16 protein-coding genes are annotated in these 17788 nt (G+C 61.9%); 9 read left to right on the top strand and 7 right to left on the bottom strand.

Annotation, left to right across the window (positions count from 1 at the left end):
• Positions 1 to 3 precede the first annotated feature (3 nt).
• A complete protein-coding gene (locus BM216_RS19140; protein ID WP_093000808.1) occupies positions 4 to 1017 on the bottom strand; it encodes an AAA family ATPase in 1014 nt (337 codons plus the stop codon).
• A 191-nt stretch (positions 1018 to 1208) separates the two neighbouring features.
• On the opposite strand from BM216_RS19140, the gene BM216_RS19135 reads away from it, so the two are divergent.
• Genes BM216_RS19135 through BM216_RS19125 form a run of 3 tightly spaced genes read left to right on the top strand, consistent with a single transcriptional unit; the run spans position 1209 to position 3738 of the window.
• Positions 1209 to 1832 (top strand): DUF1285 domain-containing protein, encoded by a 624-nt coding sequence (locus BM216_RS19135; RefSeq protein WP_093000807.1) that lies wholly within the window; start codon positions 1209 to 1211, stop codon positions 1830 to 1832.
• Complete coding sequence (locus tag BM216_RS19130) at positions 1829 to 2479, top strand: CoA pyrophosphatase (protein ID WP_093000806.1); 651 nt, start codon at positions 1829 to 1831, stop codon at positions 2477 to 2479. The genes BM216_RS19135 and BM216_RS19130 overlap by 4 nt, the downstream gene beginning before the upstream one ends.
• The gene (locus tag BM216_RS19125; protein WP_093000805.1) at positions 2476 to 3738 is read left to right on the top strand and encodes a CCA tRNA nucleotidyltransferase; all 1263 of its coding nucleotides are present in this window, start codon (positions 2476 to 2478) and stop codon (positions 3736 to 3738) included. Before BM216_RS19130 ends, BM216_RS19125 begins: the two co-directional genes overlap by 4 nt.
• Before the next feature lie 41 nt (positions 3739 to 3779).
• On the opposite strand, the gene BM216_RS19120 is transcribed toward BM216_RS19125, so the two are convergent.
• The 3 genes from BM216_RS19120 to hemF form a co-directional block, all read right to left on the bottom strand.
• The gene (locus tag BM216_RS19120; protein ID WP_093000999.1) at positions 3780 to 3968 is read right to left on the bottom strand and encodes a DUF1059 domain-containing protein; all 189 of its coding nucleotides are present in this window, start codon (positions 3966 to 3968) and stop codon (positions 3780 to 3782) included.
• A gap of 134 nt (positions 3969 to 4102) precedes the next feature.
• Complete coding sequence (locus BM216_RS19115; protein WP_093000804.1) at positions 4103 to 4384, bottom strand: hypothetical protein; 282 nt, start codon at positions 4382 to 4384, stop codon at positions 4103 to 4105.
• 130 nt (positions 4385 to 4514) lie between these two features.
• Complete coding sequence (gene hemF, locus BM216_RS19110; RefSeq protein WP_093000803.1) at positions 4515 to 5429, bottom strand: oxygen-dependent coproporphyrinogen oxidase; 915 nt, start codon at positions 5427 to 5429, stop codon at positions 4515 to 4517.
• 195 nt (positions 5430 to 5624) lie between these two features.
• Between hemF and BM216_RS19105 the strand changes: the two genes are divergently transcribed.
• Positions 5625 to 5882 carry a hypothetical protein gene (locus BM216_RS19105; RefSeq protein WP_093000802.1) on the top strand — a complete coding sequence of 86 codons (258 nt, stop codon included), beginning with the start codon at positions 5625 to 5627 and terminating at the stop codon, positions 5880 to 5882.
• Positions 5883 to 5914: 32 nt separating this feature from the next.
• On the opposite strand, the gene BM216_RS19100 is transcribed toward BM216_RS19105, so the two are convergent.
• Together BM216_RS19100 and BM216_RS19095 are read right to left on the bottom strand one after the other, a co-directional pair.
• Positions 5915 to 7567: a Na/Pi cotransporter family protein gene (locus tag BM216_RS19100; protein WP_093000801.1), complete on the bottom strand. Its 1653-nt coding sequence runs from the start codon at positions 7565 to 7567 to the stop codon at positions 5915 to 5917.
• Positions 7568 to 7712: 145 nt separating this feature from the next.
• Entirely contained in the window at positions 7713 to 8174 is a 462-nt protein-coding gene (locus tag BM216_RS19095) for a tRNA (cytidine(34)-2'-O)-methyltransferase (RefSeq protein WP_093000800.1), read from the bottom strand.
• Between the two features lie 368 nt (positions 8175 to 8542).
• Here BM216_RS19095 and BM216_RS19085 point away from each other — a divergent pair, with 368 nt between their 5' ends.
• The 3 genes from BM216_RS19085 (at position 8543) to BM216_RS19075 (ending at position 14545) form a co-directional block, all read left to right on the top strand.
• On the top strand, positions 8543 to 10411 hold the full coding sequence (locus tag BM216_RS19085; RefSeq protein WP_093000798.1) for an ABC transporter ATP-binding protein: 1869 nt from the start codon (positions 8543 to 8545) through the stop codon (positions 10409 to 10411).
• A gap of 205 nt (positions 10412 to 10616) precedes the next feature.
• Positions 10617 to 12536: a methyl-accepting chemotaxis protein gene (locus BM216_RS19080; RefSeq protein ID WP_093000797.1), complete on the top strand. Its 1920-nt coding sequence runs from the start codon at positions 10617 to 10619 to the stop codon at positions 12534 to 12536.
• 143 nt (positions 12537 to 12679) lie between these two features.
• Positions 12680 to 14545, top strand: a complete 1866-nt coding sequence (locus tag BM216_RS19075) for an ABC transporter ATP-binding protein (protein ID WP_093000796.1) — start codon at positions 12680 to 12682, stop codon at positions 14543 to 14545.
• A gap of 29 nt (positions 14546 to 14574) precedes the next feature.
• Here the strand turns inward: BM216_RS19075 and BM216_RS19070 are convergent, their stop codons facing one another.
• On the bottom strand, positions 14575 to 15519 hold the full coding sequence (locus BM216_RS19070; protein ID WP_093000795.1) for an endonuclease/exonuclease/phosphatase family protein: 945 nt from the start codon (positions 15517 to 15519) through the stop codon (positions 14575 to 14577).
• A 383-nt stretch (positions 15520 to 15902) separates the two neighbouring features.
• On the opposite strand from BM216_RS19070, the gene petA reads away from it, so the two are divergent.
• Together petA and BM216_RS19060 are read left to right on the top strand one after the other, a co-directional pair.
• Positions 15903 to 16481 (top strand): ubiquinol-cytochrome c reductase iron-sulfur subunit, encoded by a 579-nt coding sequence (petA, locus tag BM216_RS19065; protein WP_093000794.1) that lies wholly within the window; start codon positions 15903 to 15905, stop codon positions 16479 to 16481.
• An 11-nt stretch (positions 16482 to 16492) separates the two neighbouring features.
• Positions 16493 to 17785 carry a cytochrome b gene (locus tag BM216_RS19060; RefSeq protein WP_093000793.1) on the top strand — a complete coding sequence of 431 codons (1293 nt, stop codon included), beginning with the start codon at positions 16493 to 16495 and terminating at the stop codon, positions 17783 to 17785.
• Positions 17786 to 17788 lie beyond the last annotated feature (3 nt).

Here is a 17788-nt window from a genome sequence, read left to right as displayed (position 1 = left end):
ATTTTACCCGCGAGCCTGCTTTACCAATCCGGCAATCACGTCACGCACCGACATGCCTTCGGCGCGGGCTGCGAAATTGAGGGCCATACGGTGTTCGAGAACGGGTTCTGCCAGCGAATAGACGTCATCCAGCGAGGGCGCGAGACGGCCTTCATAGAGCGCGCGGGCACGCGCCGTCAGCATCAGCGACTGACCGGCGCGAGGGCCGGGACCCCATGCGACATGCTTGTCGGTCTGGGCATTGCCGTGGCCGGGGCGCGCCGAGCGGACGAGCGACAGGATGGCGTCGACCACCTTGTCCGAGACCGGCATCTGGCGGATCAGCATCTGGATTTCCTGCAGGCGGGCGCTGTCGATCACGCCGCGCGGCTTTGCTTCGGCCATCCCTGTGGTGTCGAGCAGGATCTGGCGCTCGGCGGCGAGATCCGGATACAGAACGTCGACCTGCAGCAGGAAACGGTCGAGCTGGGCTTCCGGCAGCGGGTATGTGCCTTCCTGCTCCAGCGGGTTCTGGGTCGCGAGCACGTGGAAGGGGGCGGGCAGGTCGTAGCGCTGGCCGGCGACGGTGATGTGATATTCCTGCATGGACTGCAGCAGCGCCGACTGGGTGCGCGGCGAGGCGCGGTTGATCTCGTCGGCCATCAGCAGCTGGGCGAAGACCGGACCCTTGATGAAGCGGAACGAGCGGCGACCGTTTTCGTCGGTATCCATGACTTCGGACCCGAGAATGTCTGACGGCATCAGGTCGGGCGTGAACTGGATGCGGCTGGAATCGAGGCCGAGTACGGTGCCGAGCGTATTGACGAGCTTGGTCTTGGCGAGACCCGGAACGCCGACGAGCAGCGCGTGGCCGCCGGAAAGAACCGCAAGCAGCGTGTTTTCGACAACCCGCTCCTGGCCGAAGATGACCTTGGCGACTTCCTCGCGAACAGCCGCGATGTCTGCGAGCGCCTTTTCGGCGGCTGCGACGATCGCCTTCTCATCAAGAACGGCCTCGGTTGGATTCATCACGCCCATGTCGTTCTCCATGATCAAGGTCTAGTTCAAAACCGAACGGCTTCATGCCCGGTCGCGACTCGTTGCAGCGCAACAGACACGATACCCTCAGAAGTTATTACCCGAAATATGGCTGACAAGCTCGTTTCGAATGACTATCTCGTGAGAACGACCGCGACCGTGAACGATTAAAATCGAACCGGGACTGAAAGATGGCAGCAGAAACGATTAATTCGGCATTCGATGCCGCCGGCCTTGCGGCGATGATTTCTCGTGCCGCCGAGCAATCCGGGGACGGAAAGCGCGGATTGCCGCCGGTCGACAAATGGAATCCTCCTTTCTGCGGCGATCTCGACATGGAAATCAGGGCCGACGGCACCTGGTTCTACATGGGCACACCGATCGGCCGGGCACCGCTCGTCAGGCTGTTTTCCACCGTGTTGCGCAAGGACGAGGACGGCAGGACCTACCTCGTCACGCCTGTGGAAAAGGTCGGTATTCGGGTCGTCGACGCACCGTTTCTGGCCGTCGAGATGCAGGTGACCGATCGGGATGGCGAGCCGGTGCTCACGTTCCGCACAAATGTCGGTGACGTGGTGGAGATCGGCGCCGATCATCCGTTGCGCTTCGAGATGGTGGGCGAAGACCGGCAGCTAAAACCCTATCTCCTCGTGCGCGGCCGGCTGGAGGCGCTGGTCTCCCGGCCCGTCATGTATGATCTCGTCGAGCTTGGCGATGTCATCGATGTCGATGGTGTCGCGATGTTCGCGGTCCGCTCGGGCGGCCTCACTTTCCCGGTCATGCCGGCGGACGAACTCGATCGGCTGGCGTCATGAGCGATCTTTCGGCCCATGACCTTGCGCCGTTTTCGGCGGAAAGCTTTCGCCGCAGGGCGCTGCATCAGGCAGGAGCTCCGCTGGAGACGGCATGGCGCGACCATGGCGACCATCTACTCAATCCGCAATTCGTCCAGACCGCGATGGAACTGAAGCTGAAGGACGCAGCCGTGCTCGTGCCCGTCATAGACGATGGCGACGAGGCGAAGGTGATCCTGACGCAGCGCACGGCGACGCTGAGAAAGCATTCCGGCCAGATCGCCTTTCCGGGCGGGGCCGTCGATCCCGAGGACGGCTCGCCGGAGCGAGCTGCCATGCGCGAGGCGGAGGAAGAAATCGGGCTCGATCCCCGTTTCGTCGAACCGCTTGCGCGGCTGCCGCAATATTACGCGATGACCGGCTTTCGCATCACACCGGTGCTTGCCGTGGTCAGGCGCGGTTTCGACCTCAAGCTCAATCCGGCCGAGGTCGACGATGCCTTCGAGGTGCCGCTGTCCTTCCTGATGAACGAGGCGAACCATCAGCGCGGCACGCGGCAGTTCAACGGCACGGAGCGGCATTTCTACCTGATGCCCTACGAGAACCGGAATATATGGGGGATCACAGCCGGGATCCTCCGCACTCTCTACGAAAGGCTTTATGCATGACATCCGTGGCCGGCGAACCCTGGTTCCAGGATCCAGCCCTGCAGCGCATTCTCTCGCTGCTCAATGACGATGGCGGCGAGGCGCGGGTCGCCGGCGGTGCCGTGCGCAATGCGCTGATGGGCCTTGCCGTTGCCGATGTCGATATTGCGACGACGCTACGGCCCGAGGTTGTCGTCGAGCGTGCCAGGGCGGCCGGCATCAAGAGCGTTCCGACCGGTGTCGAACACGGCACGGTCACGCTGGTCATCGACGGTCGCGGTTTCGAGGTGACGACGCTCAGGCGCGACATCGAGACCAATGGTCGGCATGCGGTGGTCGAATTCGGCACCGACTGGAAGGCCGATGCGGAGCGGCGGGATCTCACCATCAATGCTCTTTACGCGGATGCCAAGGGTGAGGTGATCGACCTCGTCGAGGGGCAGAAGGATCTTGAAAAACGGACCATCCGCTTCATCGGCGACGCGTCACAACGGATCGCGGAAGATCATCTGCGGATCCTCAGGTTCTTTAGGTTCTTCGCCTTCTATGGCTCCGGTCGGCCGGATGCCGACGGATTGCGGGCCTGCGCCCGGGCGAAGGACAAGCTTTCCACCCTGTCGGCGGAACGGGTATGGGCCGAGACTAAGAAGCTGCTGTCCGCACCGGACCCGTCGCGGGCGCTTCTGTGGATGCGGCAGGCCGGCGTGTTGACGGAAATCCTGCCTGAGACCGAGAAATGGGGCATCGATTCCATTCACGGCCTGGTGGCGGCGGAAAAGTCGCTCGGCTGGGCCCCCGACCCGCTGCTCAGGCTTGCCGCGATCGTGCCGCCTGATGAGCCGCGGCTGGAGGCGCTTGCCAAGCGGCTTCGCCTGTCGAATGCCGATGCGCTGAAACTGACGCGATGGGCCTCGACCCCGATGCCGCCGGATGAAGTGACGGATGTCGGTTTCACGCGACTGCTTTACAGGCACGGCAAGCCGGGCATGATCAGCCGGCTGAAGCTGGCGCTGGCGTCGGCACGGACGTCCGCCGAGGGCGATCCGATCGCGATGCGCAAGAGCGCACGACTGTCGCAGCTTCTGTCGAAGGCGGAAAAATACGAAAAGCCCGCATTCCCGTTGAGCGGCGCGGATGTACTCGCGGCCGGAGTGCCTGCGGGCAAGCAGGTGGGCGAGGTTTTGAAGGAACTGGAGGAATTCTGGATCAGCCGGAACTTCAATCCCGAGCGGCCAGAGCTGGCCGCCCGTCTGTCAGATATGGTGAGCAAGCAGAACTAGCCCGAAAGCTCAGGCTGGATGAAGCTCAGGCCGGATGAAACTCAGGCGGGCGCGTTCTGCTCGTTGCGAACGCGCGCCTTGATGTTTTCCACCATGTTTTCGCGAATGATCTCCTCGCCGTGGGCGCTGCGCATATGCTCTACCGCCCGACGCACGACTTCCGCATCCTCGTCGGCGCGCGTGTGCCATTGGCATCCGGGCACAAGCGTCCCGCATTCGAAAAGCCGCATGGCCATATCTCCTCATGGTTGATTGTCCGTCGCCCGTTTTACGGGTGGCGAAACGAAAACCATCGGAGACGACAAGGGTTCCGTCCTGCCCTTCGTTCTTTGCCGTCAATCGGCAGCTTCCTGCAGTGATCGGCCTATTCTGGCATCGCCCAGGAATGGAAAACAGATCCGCCGCCGGCCTGGGCCTTCTTGGCGGACAATGACGCCACGCTGTTGGCCGCTGCCGTTTCCGCAGACTTGCCGGCCAGCTTGCGCTTGACCTGCTCGACGCAGAAGGAATGGGGAAGTTCGCCACCGCTTGCGACCCGCATCTCGCGGGCCAGCCGGTCTATCAGCTCGGCTTTGTCGATAGGGCGGGTCGGATCATCCTTGGGAGGCAATGCTGCTGGCGAGGGCATGCTCTTCGATTCACTCATCGACTCCTCCTCCGGTGCTAGCTCCTTCGAGCTAAGTTAGAACAAGCTAACACCAAGGTGACGATTCGCGTATGACATTTATCAACGAAGAGTTGTCGGGGTGATCAAAGATTCGTGCGCCGCTACGTCTTTATGGCCAGCGGACGACCGGGGGCAGGGAGGAGAGGATCGATTCAACGTTGCCTCCCGTCTTCAGCCCGAAGATCGTACCGCGGTCATAGAGAAGGTTGAACTCGACATAGCGGCCGCGGCGGACGAGCTGCTCGTCGCGCTGCTCTTCTGTCCAGGGCTTGTTGAAGTTCGACCGGACGATGCGCGGGTAGACGAGGTTGAAAGCGCGGCCGACATCCTGCGCGAAGGCGAGGTCGGCATCCCAGCCGCCCTTTTCCGCGGGCGAATGCAGCCAGTCGAAGAAGATGCCGCCGACACCGCGGGGCTCGTTGCGATGCTTGAGGAAGAAATACTCGTCGCACCAGGCCTTGTAGCGCGGGTAATCGGCGACCTGCTCATGCCGCTCACAGGTGATCTCCATCACCCGGTGGAAGAGCTGCGTATCCGGATCTTCCTGGGTGCGGCGGTCGTTGAGCACCGGGGTCAGGTCGGCGCCGCCGCCGAACCAGTGGCTCGACGTCACCACCATGCGGGTGTTCATGTGAACGGTCGGTACATTCGGATTGACCGGGTGGGCGATCAGCGAAATGCCGGAGGCCCAGAAGCGCGGGTCTTCTTCGGCGCCGGGGATCTGGCTGCGGAAATCGGGAGAGAATTCTCCGTGGACGGTGGAGGTGTGGACGCCGACCTTTTCGAAGACGCGGCCTTCCATCATCGACATGCGGCCGCCGCCGCCTTCACCGCCGTCGCGCAGCCAGTCCTTGCCCGTGAATTTTCCCGGCGGCTGGTCCGACAGCATGCCGGTCAGCTCCTCTTCCAGGGTCTCGAAGGAGGCGCAGATCGTGTCGCGCAGGCTCTCGAACCAGGCGCGGGCGGCCTGCTTCTTGTCCTCGATGTCCTCGGGCAGGCCTTTCGGCAGGTCTGGACGCTCCATTCGATACTTCCTTCCGGTCTTGCGCAGTCGCTTGCTTGGGCGATTCGGCTCCTCGGCCTCCGGCATAACAGCAATGACTTTCGCGAGCCATTCCGCAGTCCGTTCAACGGCTAATCATCCGTGTAAAATCAGACTCGTAAAACGTGCAGAGCAGGCTTATCTTTTGAGTCAGCAAGGTGCGGATGAGAGGCTTTCATGGCGAAATTCACACCACCGCCGCTCGACGGCTTGAAGCGGCGGATCAACCGCCACCGGCAGCAGACCGCCGGTGAGCGTTCCGGCATGTTCGTGCGGGAAACGTTCCAGATGTCCCGGCTCGACGCGCGCGAAAAGGCGCGGGAATGGTTCGAGGAATTTCCGAAAGCCGCCTACTGGACCGAGGTCGAAAGCTGGCGGCAACTGGACGGCGACCAGATCGAGTTCACCATGCGGCGCCTGCCGACCGCGGATTGACCGGGTATTTCTGCAGGGAACGGCGCAAGTTATCAGGATCGTTGGTCGGCCTGTCTCAGCCTGCTTTCGATCAGCAGGCCGCTCTCATCCAGGATCGGATGGGCGACCGAGACGATATGAGCGTTGATGCGCTTCAGGTCGCGCAGCATGTCGAGATGCAGCGAACTTGTCTGAAGGCTTTCCGGCCGGCCGTCACGCAGGCGCTCCAGATGACGTTCCGCGGACAGCTTTTCCAGGTGGCGGACATCCACCTTGATCTCCATCAGCCGTCTTGCAAGATTGAAGTCGCCGGTGACGAAGACCGTCTGGGCGGTACGCAGGTTATCGATCGTCAGATCGAAGAGATCGGCGAGCTCCCGATAGCCGTCATCGGAGAATTTCAGACCCTTGGCGATCTTCTTGTCCAACTGGTCGCAAAGACCTTTCTCGATGATGTCGCCGATATGTTCGAGGTTGATCGCGTAGTCGATGATCGCGATGGATCGCCGCGAATTCTCGTCGTCCAGCCCACGCTGCCCAAGCTTCGAGACATAGAGCTTCACGTCCTGCTGCAGTCTGTCGACGCGTCCTTCGATCGTGGCGATCTCCTTCAGCGGCGAGGCGTCGTTGTGCTTAAAGGCATTCTCGGCGCGAATCAGCATGCGCTCGATCTGGTCGCCGACGCCGAGTACTTCGCGGGTTGCGTTGGCCAGCGCGCGCACCGGATCATCGAGTTCCTGCGGATCGAGGAACTGCGGTCCGGTTTCCTTTTCGGGTTCGTCTGGGATCATACGCGTCATGAGGTCTGAGACCAGACCGCCGAAGGGCCAGGCCAGCAGCGCCAGCAGCAGGTTGAAGGCCAGATGGGCGTCGACCGGCAGCTTTTCCGGCGAGATGGGCAGCGTCTGCAGGAGATCGGCGGCAACACCGGCAAGCGGTAGCGCGAGCACGCAGCCTATCGTGCGGACGAGGAGGTTGCCGCGGGTGATGCGACGCGCCTCGGGCGGGCTTGCCAACGTCGCGACGACCGGCGGGATGGCGCCGCCGAGATTGGCGCCGAGAATCAGCACGAGGACCAGACCCGGCGAGGCGATGCCGCTCGATGCGAGTGACAAGACCAGAATGACGATCGCAAGGCTCGACGACGAGACGAAGGCAAGCGCTGCGGAAAAGATGAGGGCGACGAGCCAGGCGGAGTCGAGCAGGTTGAGGAAGGCCGCAAGCGCCGGCGACCGGCGCATCGGCTCAGTCGCCAACCCGAGCAGCTGAAGCGACAGCAGCATGAGGCCGATACCGATCAGGGCGGTGCCGAGACCCTTTCGCGCCGTGGATCCGTTACGCGACAGGATCACGCCGGCAAGCAGTAGGAGAGGGGCGAAGACTTCGGTTCCTGCCGCGACCAGCCAGGCCGTTACCGCAGTGCCGATATTGGCGCCGAGCAGCACGATCTGCGCCATGCGCGGGTTGATCAGGCCTCGCTCGGCAAAGGAGGCTGTCATCAAGGCGGTGGCCGTCGAGCTCTGCAGCGCGATCGTCGCGATGAGGCCGGAGACGAGGGAGCGGGCGCCGCTGCGGGTGCTGTTGGCCAGTCCGGTCCGCAACCTCGCGCCGAAGGCACGCGTCACACCTTCCTTGACCTGGGAAAGGCCGAAGAGCAGCAGCGCGACTGCGCCTAGAATGTTTATGACGACGAGCGTCGACTGCACATCGAGCTCCCTGATTTCAGCTGAAAAGGAACAGGCGATTCCATTGCCGGCTAATGAATGATAGCCCTTTTGCGAGCCCTTGCAAGGTTCTCGCCGCGACAGTTTTCTGCGTGTTAGGCGACGTGGTTAGGCCCTGCCGGTGTCGCTATTTCCAGACCGTCTGGCGCATCGCTTCGCCGGCAATCATGGCCGCCGACATGGCGACATTGATCGAGCGCTGGCCTTCCATCATCGGGATCAGGATGCGTCCTTCGACCGCGTCATGCACATGGTCGGGCACGCCGGCGCTTTCGCGGCCGAAGAGCAGGATGTCGTCGGGCCGATAGGCGAATTGCGTGTAGGGTTCGGGTGACTTCGTCGTCGCCAGTACCAGCCTGCGGCCGGCACTGCTGCGCCATTCGTCGAACTGTTGCCAGTTCACGTGACGGGTGAGGGAAACCGCGGAAAGGTAATCCATTCCTGCACGTTTCAGATTTCGGTCGGATATGTCGAAGCCGGCCGGCTCGATAATGTCGACGCCGAGGCCGAGGCAGGCGGCGAGCCGCAGGATCGTGCCGGTATTGCCGGGAATGTCCGGCTGGTAGAGGGCAATGCGCAGGTCTGTCATGGCAACCTTGTTAGCGGAGACCGGGTCTCCCGCTCAAGTCCCCATGCCTTCGATGACTTTTCACGAGAGGCGATCTGTGGCCGAAATGGTCTTTTCAATTTTGCCGCAAGCGTGTATGAGGACGGCCTGTTTAACGCCCAACCCGGAGGCCTACATGGATATGACCGTGCTCACGCGCCTCCGCCAGTCGGATCTTCGTCTGGCCTGAGGCGTCTCGCGGTTCACGCAAAGTCTATTCTTCACTGATCCGCTCTTCAGGGACCGTTCGTTATCGAATGCGTCCATACCTGTTTCATCTCGATATGTGGCGACCAAGGCATGCCTGTGTCCCCGGATCGCTCGAGGTTTCCGTCCTTCGGAGCTCTTTCATGTTTTCGTGGTTTGAACGTCGTCTCAATCCTTATCCGGACGATCAGCCGACCCTCCCGCCGAAGGGGCTTTTTGCCTTTTGCTGGCACTATACCAAGCCGGTCTGGCCGTGGCTTGCGCTGCTCGGCACCTGCTCGCTGCTGATCGCGGTCGCGGAAGTGCTGCTCTACCAGTTTCTCGGCAATATCGTCGACTGGCTGGCCGCGGCAAACCGCGAAACCTTCCTCTCGGACGAGGGGGCAAAGCTGTTCTGGATGGCGGCTCTGGTGCTGATCGGCCTGCCGCTCGTCGGCGCGGTCCATACTATCACCATGCACCAGGTGCTTGCCGGCAACTATCCGATGATGGCGCGCTGGCAGATGCACCGCTTCCTGCTCCGGCATTCGATGGCCTTCTTCGCCAACGAGTTTGCCGGTCGCGTGTCGACCAAGGTGATGCAGACCTCGCTTGCCGTGCGCGAAGCGACGATGAAGATCATCGACGTCTTCGTTTATGCGATCAGCTTCTTCGTCTCGATGCTGGCGCTGGTCATCGCGGTCGAATGGCGGCTGGTGCTGCCGCTGGTCATGTGGTTCGTGCTCTATGTGCTGATCCTGCGTTATTTCATTCCGAGATTGCGCAAGCTTTCCAGCGAGCAGGCTGATGCCCGTTCGATGATGACCGGCCGGATCGTGGACAGCTATACGAATATCGGCACGGTGAAGCTGTTTTCCCATGCGGGTCGCGAGGAGCGTTACGCCAAGGAAGGCATGAACGAGTTTCTCGGCACGGTGCATCGCCAGATGCGCCAGATCAGCCTGCTCAACATCTTCGTGGACCTCAACAATGCACTTACGGTGTTTGCCGTGGCGGGCCTCGGCATCTGGCTGTGGCTCGGCGGCGGCGTGACCGTCGGCTCGATCGCGGTCGCGATCGGCCTTGCCATGCGCATCAACGGCATGTCGCAGTGGATCATGTGGGAAGTCACCGCGCTCTTCGAAGCGATCGGCACCGTCTACGACGGCATGAACATGATGACCAAGCCCCATGACGTGATCGATGTCGAGGGCGCTCATCCGATCGCTAGCGGGTCGGCCACGGGCGGCAAGGGGCATATCCGCTACGAAAATGTCCGCTTCCACTACGGCAAGAACAAGGGTGTCATCGATGGGTTGTCGCTCGACATTCCGGCCGGGCAGAAGGTCGGTCTCGTCGGCCGCTCCGGCGCCGGCAAGACGACGCTGATGAACCTGCTCCTGCGCTTCTACGATCTGGAAGTGGGCAGGATCACGATCGACGGCAAGGACATTTCGGCGGTCACGCAGGACAGCCTGCGTGGTCTCGTCGGCGTGGTGACGCAGGATACGTCGCTCTTGCACCGCTCGATCCGCGACAACATCGCCTATGGCCGCCCCGAGGCGAGCGATGCGGAGATCATGCAGGCGGCGAAGCGCGCCAATGCCTGGGAGTTCATCGAGGGACTGTCCGACCTGCAGGGCCGTACCGGTCTCGACGCCCATGTGGGCGAGCGCGGCGTAAAACTCTCCGGCGGTCAGCGTCAGCGAATCGCCATCGCTCGCGTGTTCCTCAAGGATGCGCCGGTGCTGGTGCTGGACGAGGCGACATCGGCGCTCGATTCGGAGGTCGAAGCCGCGATCCAGGAAAACCTGTTCGCGCTGATGCAAGGGAAGACGGTGATCGCCATCGCGCACCGCCTGTCGACGCTGACGGAAATGGACAGGCTGATCGTGCTCGACAAGGGGCATATCGTCGAGGTCGGGACGCATGAGGAACTCGTCGCCTCGGGCGGCATCTATGCCGATCTGTGGCACAGGCAATCCGGCGGGTTCCTAGCCGATCATGCTCTGGAGGATGCGGCGGCGGGGTAACCCGCCGTCTCAGGCATTTCGTCTCGTAGTTGTCCGCTGCGCGGTTTGCGCAAAACGGAATTGACGTTCGTCAAATCCATGTTCGACTTTGCGTTGAACACCGATTGTTCCCATCGGTTGGTAAGTCTTTCTTCATCGGAAACTGGCAGCAAGGAAGCAGGGTGCTTCGCACTTTTGGCTTCTTCCTCAGCTGGTTAACGAGATGATGAACTCTATTAAGATAAAACTGCTTTTGCCTGCGCTCTTCGGCGTGATGGTCTTAATTCTAATTGTTCAGGGTGCTCTCGGCATACGTTCCGTCGCGCAGATGGACGCGCAGACCGACCAGATCAGCCGGCGCATCGATCGGGCACTGATGGTTGCGGACATGGATGGCGTGCTGTCCGATATCCGCCGCCTCTATCTCATGACGCTGACGGCCAGCAATGCCGAGGAAAAGAAGAACTGGCTCGCCCAACTTCAGGAAAAGAACTCGGCTCGCGCCGGAGCCTTCAAGGCCTATGGCGACTCGATGACGATCCCTGCCTCCAGGGAAAAATTCGCCGAGATCGAGAAGGTCATGGCGGAATATGATGCGCTTGGCCAGCAGTTCATCGGTCTCATCCAGTCGTCGCGGATCTACGAAGCCAAGGACGTCATCGCCAAGATGATTCCGAAGGGCGGAGAGGTCGGCACGATGCTGCAGGGCCTGATGAACGACAACAAGACCCGCAGCGTCGAAGATCGCCAGAAGGCAAGCGAAACGGCGGACTTCGTCTACATGTCGACGATCGGTGGCGTTCTCTTCGCTGTCGCGATTGCCATCGGTGCAGCGGTTCTGTGCCTGATGCGCGTAACGCGTCCGGTTACCCAGATCACCAATTCGATGAACGTCCTTGCCGCGGGCAACGCCTCTGTCGCCATTCCCTATGCCGGCCGCAAGGACGAGATCGGCGAAATGGCAGCGGCCGTCGCCGTATTCCGCGACAACGCGCTGGAGCGCGTTCGACTGGAGCAGGAGACCGAAGCCAACCGTTCGATGAGCGAGCGCGAACGGATCGCCCGCGAAGAACAGAAGGCACGTGAAGCCGCCGACGTCGCCTTTGCCGTCGATGGTCTTGCCCATGGCCTGAAGAGCCTTTCCAATGGCGACATGACGGTTCGTCTGGAACAGCAGTTCTCCGGTCAACTCGACATGCTCCGCGTCAACTTCAACGAATCGGTCGGCAAGCTGCAGACTGTGCTGCGTTCGGTCGGCGACAATGCCCGCATGATCGATGCAGGTGCCAACGAGATCCGTTCGGCTGCAGACGACCTCTCCAAGCGTACCGAACAGCAGGCGGCCTCGGTCGAAGAAACGGCTGCGGCGCTCGAACAGGTCACTACGGCCGTCAAGGACTCGGCGGTTCGCGCCGGCGAGGCCGGCACGCTGGTCGACCAGACCCGTGCAGGTGCCGAACGTTCCGGCGAGATCGTCCGTCAGGCGGTCTCCGCCATGGAGGCGATCGAGAAGTCATCCGGCGAGATCTCCAACATCATCGGCGTGATCGACGAGATCGCCTTCCAGACCAACCTCCTAGCGCTCAATGCCGGCGTCGAGGCGGCCCGCGCCGGTGAGGCAGGCAAGGGCTTTGCGGTCGTTGCCCAGGAAGTGCGTGAACTCGCCCAGCGTTCGGCCAATGCTGCGCGCGAAATCAAGGCGCTGATCAACGCCTCCGGCGAGAAGGTCCGCGACGGCGTGACGCTGGTCGGAGAGACCGGCAAGGCGCTCGAGACGATCGTCACCGACGTGCAGATGATCAACCGCAATGTCGCCTCGATTGTGGTCTCCACCCGCGAGCAGTCGACGGGCCTTTCGGAAATCAGTACTTCGGTCAACCAGATGGACCAGGGCACCCAGCAGAACGCAGCAATGGTCGAGCAGACCAATGCGGCAAGCCACAGCCTCGCAACGCAGGCAGCGGCACTGAACGAGCTGCTCTCGCAGTTCAAGCTCGGCGGCGAAGCAGCAGCCACGCCGCGTGCGGCAACGCCTGCCTCGCGTCCGGCCGCATCGCCGGCGCGTGCGCTCGGCAACAGGATCGCCTCTGCCTTCGGCGGCGGTTCCTCGGCTGCAGCCGTGAAGCAGGAATGGTCCGAATTCTAAGCCCGACACCGGGTTTGACGACGACATCGAACGGCGGCCTCGGGCCGCCGTTTTTCGTTTCTGCCGGTGGTTCATCATGCTTGCCGAAATGTAATCCGCCCGCACCCTTTGCCGTATCGTGGAACCGGCATATATCGGTGGCCATGGCCATCACCCAATTCTTCCGCTTCTTCGAGACACGTGTCGAACCTTTCGCCGAAGCAGAGGATCTGCGGCCGCCTTCCGGCACGTTCGCCTTCATCTGGTTCTATGTCCGGCAGGCCAAGGCGCCATTTGCGGCCATGCTGGTGCTCGGCGGATTGACGGCGGCCATCGAGGCGGCGCTGTTCTGGTTCGTCGGGCGGCTGGTCGATATTCTTGCCACCGTCGATCGGGCGGCAGGATGGGATGGCCTGCTGGCCGCCCACCGCTGGGAACTCGGCGGCATGCTGGTGCTGATCGGCGTCGTGCGTTTTCTCGTGACCATGGTGACGGCGCTGGTCGACCAGCAGATCATCACGCCGGGCTTCTACAATCTCGTCCGCTGGCAGTCCTACCGGCATGTGGCGCGCCAGTCGCTGTCCTTCTTCCAGAACGATTTCGCCGGGCGGATCGTTACCAAGGTCTGGTCAGGCGGTCAGGCGGCGGGCGATCTCGTAACGTCGCTGATGGAAAGCGTCTGGTTCGTCCTGATCTATTCGGTGTCGATGCTGACGCTGATCGGCGGGTTGGACTGGCGACTTGCGATGTTGGTTCTCGCCTGGGTGGCGATCTTTGCCGCTCTCGCCCGCTATTTCGTGCCGCGTATCCGTTATCATTCCAAGGAGACCGCCGAAGCGGCATCGATGCTTTCCGGCCGGATGGTCGACGCCTACAGCAATATCCAGACGCTCAGGCTGTTCGGCCGCGACGAGGCGAATGACCGCTACATGCGCAACGGCTTCGACGTCTTCCAGTCGTCGGTCATCATGTTCACGCGGTTCATCACCGGCGTGCGTGCTTCCATGGCGCTTCTCTCCGGCGTGATGATAACCTCGATGGCGGCGCTCTGCATCCATCTCTGGCTGCAGGGCAAGATCAGCGCTGGCGCCGTTGCCTTCACGCTGGCGCTGGTGCTGCGACTGAACTTCCTGCTCGGCCGGCTGATGACGCAGTTCAACGGCATCATGCGCAATTTCGGCACGGTGCAGAACGCAGCCGAGCTGATCTCGCAGCCGATCCGATTGACCGACGTCCCCGGTGCTCCGGCACTGACGGTGGTGCGGCCTGAAATCCGTTTCGACGACGTCAGCTTCCACTATGGCCGCAGCGCCGGCGTTATCGACCACATGAATCTCACCATCAGGGCAGGGGAGAAGGTCGGCATCATCGGCCGTTCGGGCGCCGGCAAGTCGACGCTGGTCAACCTGCTTCTGAGGTTCTACGACCTCGAAGGCGGCCGGATCGAGATCGACGGTCAGGATATCTCGAAGGTGACGCAGGAATCGCTGAGAGCGCAGATCGGCATGGTGACCCAGGATACGTCGCTGCTGCACCGCTCGATCCGCGACAACGTCCTGTTCGGCCGTCCCGATGCCTCCGATGCCCAACTGCTCGATGCGGTGAAACGAGCGCAGGCCGAAGAGTTCATCGCCAGCCTGGTCGATCAGCGCGGCCGCAAGGGCTTTGACGCTCATGTTGGCGAGCGCGGCGTCAAGCTTTCGGGCGGCCAGCGGCAACGGATCGCAATTGCCCGCGTGATGCTGAAGGACGCGCCGATCCTGGTGCTGGACGAGGCGACCTCGGCATTGGATTCGGAGGTCGAGGCGGCGATCCAGTCCAGCCTCGACGAACTGATGCAGGGCAAGACGGTGCTCGCGATCGCCCACCGACTCTCGACCATCGCCATGCTCGACCGGCTGATCGTGATCGACAAGGGGCGGATCGTCGAGGAAGGCACCCACAACGAGCTGCTGGCGCGGGGCGGGCTCTATGCCGAGCTCTGGTCGCGCCAGACGGGCGGGTTCCTCGCCGCCGACGCTGCGCAGTAGATCGGCTGTCGCACCGGCGTTGGGGCGTCTCAGTTGCCGGTGATGGCGATCTCGGCCATCAGCCCGGCATGGTTCGATCCGTAGGCCTCGGGCAGGCGGGTTATCGATCTGAACTTCAGCGGCGCCCGAACATAGACATGGTCGATCGCAAGGCCGAATGGACCGAGTTCGATTGGCCAGGTCGCAGGCTCCCAGGACGCGGCATGCAGGTCGGTCCAGCGCAGGAATTCGCGTATATTCGGTCCGAGGCTCGACGCGTTGAAATCACCCGACAGGACGAGCGGGCCTTCCGTGTCGGTCAGCGCGAGCGCGGCGCGGATCAGTTCCATCGTCTGGAAATTGTCGAAATAGGGTTTTGTCGTATGGATGCCGGCCACATGCACACGCTGGCCGGCGATCATCGTCTCGGCGAGGATGAAGCGATTGTCGAAGATCGGGCCGAGACTGCGGATCACACCGTTTTCAAGCGGCGTCTTCGACAGCATCAGCTGGTCGCAGTCCAAGACCTGGACACCACAGCCGACATGATACGGATAGGCATCCGCGAGCAGCGGCAGATGCGCCCGCAGCGGCTCGCTCTCCATCACGTTGACGATGTCTGCGCCCGAGGCCGCGATCATCTTCGCGATCGCTTCGCCGTTCGTGTAGTTGTTGGACAGGATGTTGAAGGACATGAGCCTGAAGTCCGGCGCATCGGCATCGGCCGCCGTGACGACCGCTGCAAGCTGCCTGCCCATGACGACCGCGTGCCCGGCCAGCGCCAGGGCGGCAATCAGAAGCAGATAGCTGAAGAGGTTGCGATGAAGCACGATCGCGACCAGCATCGCGGCCACACAGGCCAGCGCAAAATGCAGTTGCAGGCTGTGCAGAGCCGCCAGAATCCAGTGCGGATGGAAATAGCGCGTCGCAATTGCAAATAAGACAAGCGACACGATGACGCAGATGGCGACGGATAGGATCTGTCTGATGGTCATGATCGCGTCCGAAGCCCCGTGATGCTGCGATGCATTAGCATGCCTGCAAAACACTGGCAACGCGGCAGCCCTGGCGGGTGTAAACGGCTCCGCCACACTTGATCCATGTCAAGCTACGCTTTGATTTTGCGCGCTAAATCAGTGTTGCTGCCATCGCTTGAAAAGGAGTGTTGCAGCACCTGGTTGTTGCGACGCAAAAGTGTAGGGCGACCCTCGCTTGGAAGGCCGAAGGCCTTGCCAAAGCGGGAGTTTTTCTGCGATCAAAGCGTTGAGGAGCCGTCTTGCTGGGGAATCGATGTTCGATCTATGGTGGCGGAGGCTTAACCATAGCCAGGAGGAGGCATGCGAATGACTGGGACATTGCATGAGAGGATGGTTGAACCGTGAGTGAGCATAATCCAAGTGATGGAACCGTGAGCGAGCCTACTCGTCGCGATTTCCTCTATCTAGCGACGGGCATGACGGGTGTGGTCGGAGCCGCAGCCGTCGCATGGCCCTTCATCGACCAGATGCGTCCCGACGCATCGACGCTGGCTCTCGCCTCGATCGAAGTGAACGTCGCTGCCCTGCAGGCTGGCATGTCGCTGACGGTGAAATGGCGCGGCAAGCCGGTCTTCATTCGCAACCGGACGCCGAAGGAAGTCGAGGAGGCCAACGCGGTCGCGCTTGGCGACCTGAAGGATCCCGTCGCCCGCAACGCCAATCTGGCAGCCGACGCCGAGGCCACGAGCATCGACCGCTCGGCCGGTGACGGCAAGGAGAACTGGATCGTCATGATCGGCTCCTGTACCCATCTCGGCTGCGTACCCCTCGGCCAGTCCGGGGATTTCGGCGGGTGGTTCTGTCCCTGCCATGGCTCGCACTACGATACTGCGGGCCGCATCCGAAAAGGTCCTGCGCCGCAGAACCTGGCAATTCCGACATTCGCTTTTGCGAGCGATACCGTGATCCGGATTGGGTGAGGGGCAGGGACATGAGTGGACATTCGTCATACCAGCCGTCTAGCGGCGTGGAAAAGTGGATCGATGCCCGGCTTCCGCTGCCGCGCATGCTGTACGACAGCTTCGTCGCCTATCCGGTGCCGCGCAATCTCAACTACGCCTATACGTTCGGCGCCATGCTGTCGGTCATGCTGATCGTGCAGATCCTGTCCGGGATCGTGCTCGCCATGCATTATTCGGCATCGACCGGTGTCGCCTTCGACAGCGTCGAGAAGATCATGCGCGACGTCAATCACGGCTGGCTCCTGCGTTACATGCATGCCAACGGCGCGTCGTTCTTCTTCATCGCGGTTTATCTGCATATCGCCCGCGGCCTCTATTACGGTTCCTACAAGGCGCCGCGTGAAATCCTCTGGATCCTTGGCGTCGTCATCTACCTCCTGATGATGGCGACCGGCTTCATGGGCTACGTGCTTCCCTGGGGGCAGATGTCCTTCTGGGGGGCAACGGTCATCACCGGCTTCTTCTCGGCCTTTCCGCTTGTCGGCGAGTGGATACAGCAATTCCTGCTCGGCGGCTTTGCGGTCGACCAGCCGACGTTGAACCGCTTCTTCTCGCTGCACTATCTGCTGCCCTTCATGATCGCGGGCGTGGTCGTGCTGCATATCTGGGCGCTGCACGTCACCGGCCAGACGAACCCGACCGGCGTCGAGGTGAAGACCAAGACCGATACGGTCGCGTTTACGCCCTATGCGACGCTCAAGGATGCGCTCGGCGTGTCGATCTTCCTGATCGCCTATGCCTGGTTCATCTTCTACATGCCGAACTATCTCGGCCATCCGGACAACTACATCCCGGCCGATGCCCTGAAGACGCCGTCGCATATCGTGCCCGAATGGTACTACCTGCCGTTCTACGCCATGCTGCGTGCGATTACCTTCAATGTCGGGCCGATCGATTCCAAGCTCGGCGGCGTACTCGTCATGTTCGGCTCGATCATCATCCTGTTCTTCCTCCCCTGGCTCGATACGTCGAAGGTTCGATCCGCCGTCTATCGCCCCTGGTACAAGACGTTCTTCTGGCTGTTCGTCGCCAACGCCATCCTTCTCGGCTGGCTCGGTTCACAACCGGCGGAAGGCATCTATACGACGCTGTCGCAGCTCGGCACGCTCTACTATTTCGGCTTCTTCCTGGTGATCATGCCGCTGCTCGGCCTGTTCGAAACTCCGCGGAGAATCCCGAACTCGATCACCGAGGCGGTGCTCGAACAGCAGGCGAGGAAGAGCGGTTCGACCGTTGCCGAACCTGCGAAGGCTTCGGCATGAGCG

Origin of the sequence: Rhizobium sp. NFR07 (assembly GCF_900111905.1) — a bacterium.
In the GTDB taxonomy this organism is placed as follows: domain Bacteria; phylum Pseudomonadota; class Alphaproteobacteria; order Rhizobiales; family Rhizobiaceae; genus Neorhizobium.
The sequence above is the reverse complement of the archived record's forward strand: the minus strand, read 5'-3'. Positions and strand labels throughout refer to the sequence as shown.

Bases quoted from the DNA above. Each gene is read 5' to 3' on its own strand.
- BM216_RS19120 (WP_093000999.1), bottom strand. From the start codon at position 3,968: ATGCGGCTTTTCGAATGCGGGACGCTTGTGCCCGGATGCCAATGGCAC.
- BM216_RS19070 (WP_093000795.1), bottom strand. From the start codon at position 15,519: ATGACCATCAGACAGATCCTATCCGTCGCCATCTGCGTCATCGTGTCG.
- BM216_RS19125 (WP_093000805.1), top strand. From the start codon at position 2,476: ATGACATCCGTGGCCGGCGAACCCTGGTTCCAGGATCCAGCCCTGCAG.
- BM216_RS19095 (WP_093000800.1), bottom strand. From the start codon at position 8,174: ATGACAGACCTGCGCATTGCCCTCTACCAGCCGGACATTCCCGGCAAT.
- BM216_RS19105 (WP_093000802.1), top strand. From the start codon at position 5,625: ATGGCGAAATTCACACCACCGCCGCTCGACGGCTTGAAGCGGCGGATC.
- BM216_RS19135 (WP_093000807.1), top strand. From the start codon at position 1,209: ATGGCAGCAGAAACGATTAATTCGGCATTCGATGCCGCCGGCCTTGCG.
- BM216_RS19075 (WP_093000796.1), top strand. From the start codon at position 12,680: ATGGCCATCACCCAATTCTTCCGCTTCTTCGAGACACGTGTCGAACCT.
- BM216_RS19140 (WP_093000808.1), bottom strand. From the start codon at position 1,017: ATGGGCGTGATGAATCCAACCGAGGCCGTTCTTGATGAGAAGGCGATC.
- BM216_RS19115 (WP_093000804.1), bottom strand. From the start codon at position 4,384: ATGAGTGAATCGAAGAGCATGCCCTCGCCAGCAGCATTGCCTCCCAAG.
- BM216_RS19080 (WP_093000797.1), top strand. From the start codon at position 10,617: ATGAACTCTATTAAGATAAAACTGCTTTTGCCTGCGCTCTTCGGCGTG.
- BM216_RS19060 (WP_093000793.1), top strand. From the start codon at position 16,493: ATGAGTGGACATTCGTCATACCAGCCGTCTAGCGGCGTGGAAAAGTGG.
- BM216_RS19085 (WP_093000798.1), top strand. From the start codon at position 8,543: ATGTTTTCGTGGTTTGAACGTCGTCTCAATCCTTATCCGGACGATCAG.
- BM216_RS19130 (WP_093000806.1), top strand. From the start codon at position 1,829: ATGAGCGATCTTTCGGCCCATGACCTTGCGCCGTTTTCGGCGGAAAGC.
- hemF (WP_093000803.1), bottom strand. From the start codon at position 5,429: ATGGAGCGTCCAGACCTGCCGAAAGGCCTGCCCGAGGACATCGAGGAC.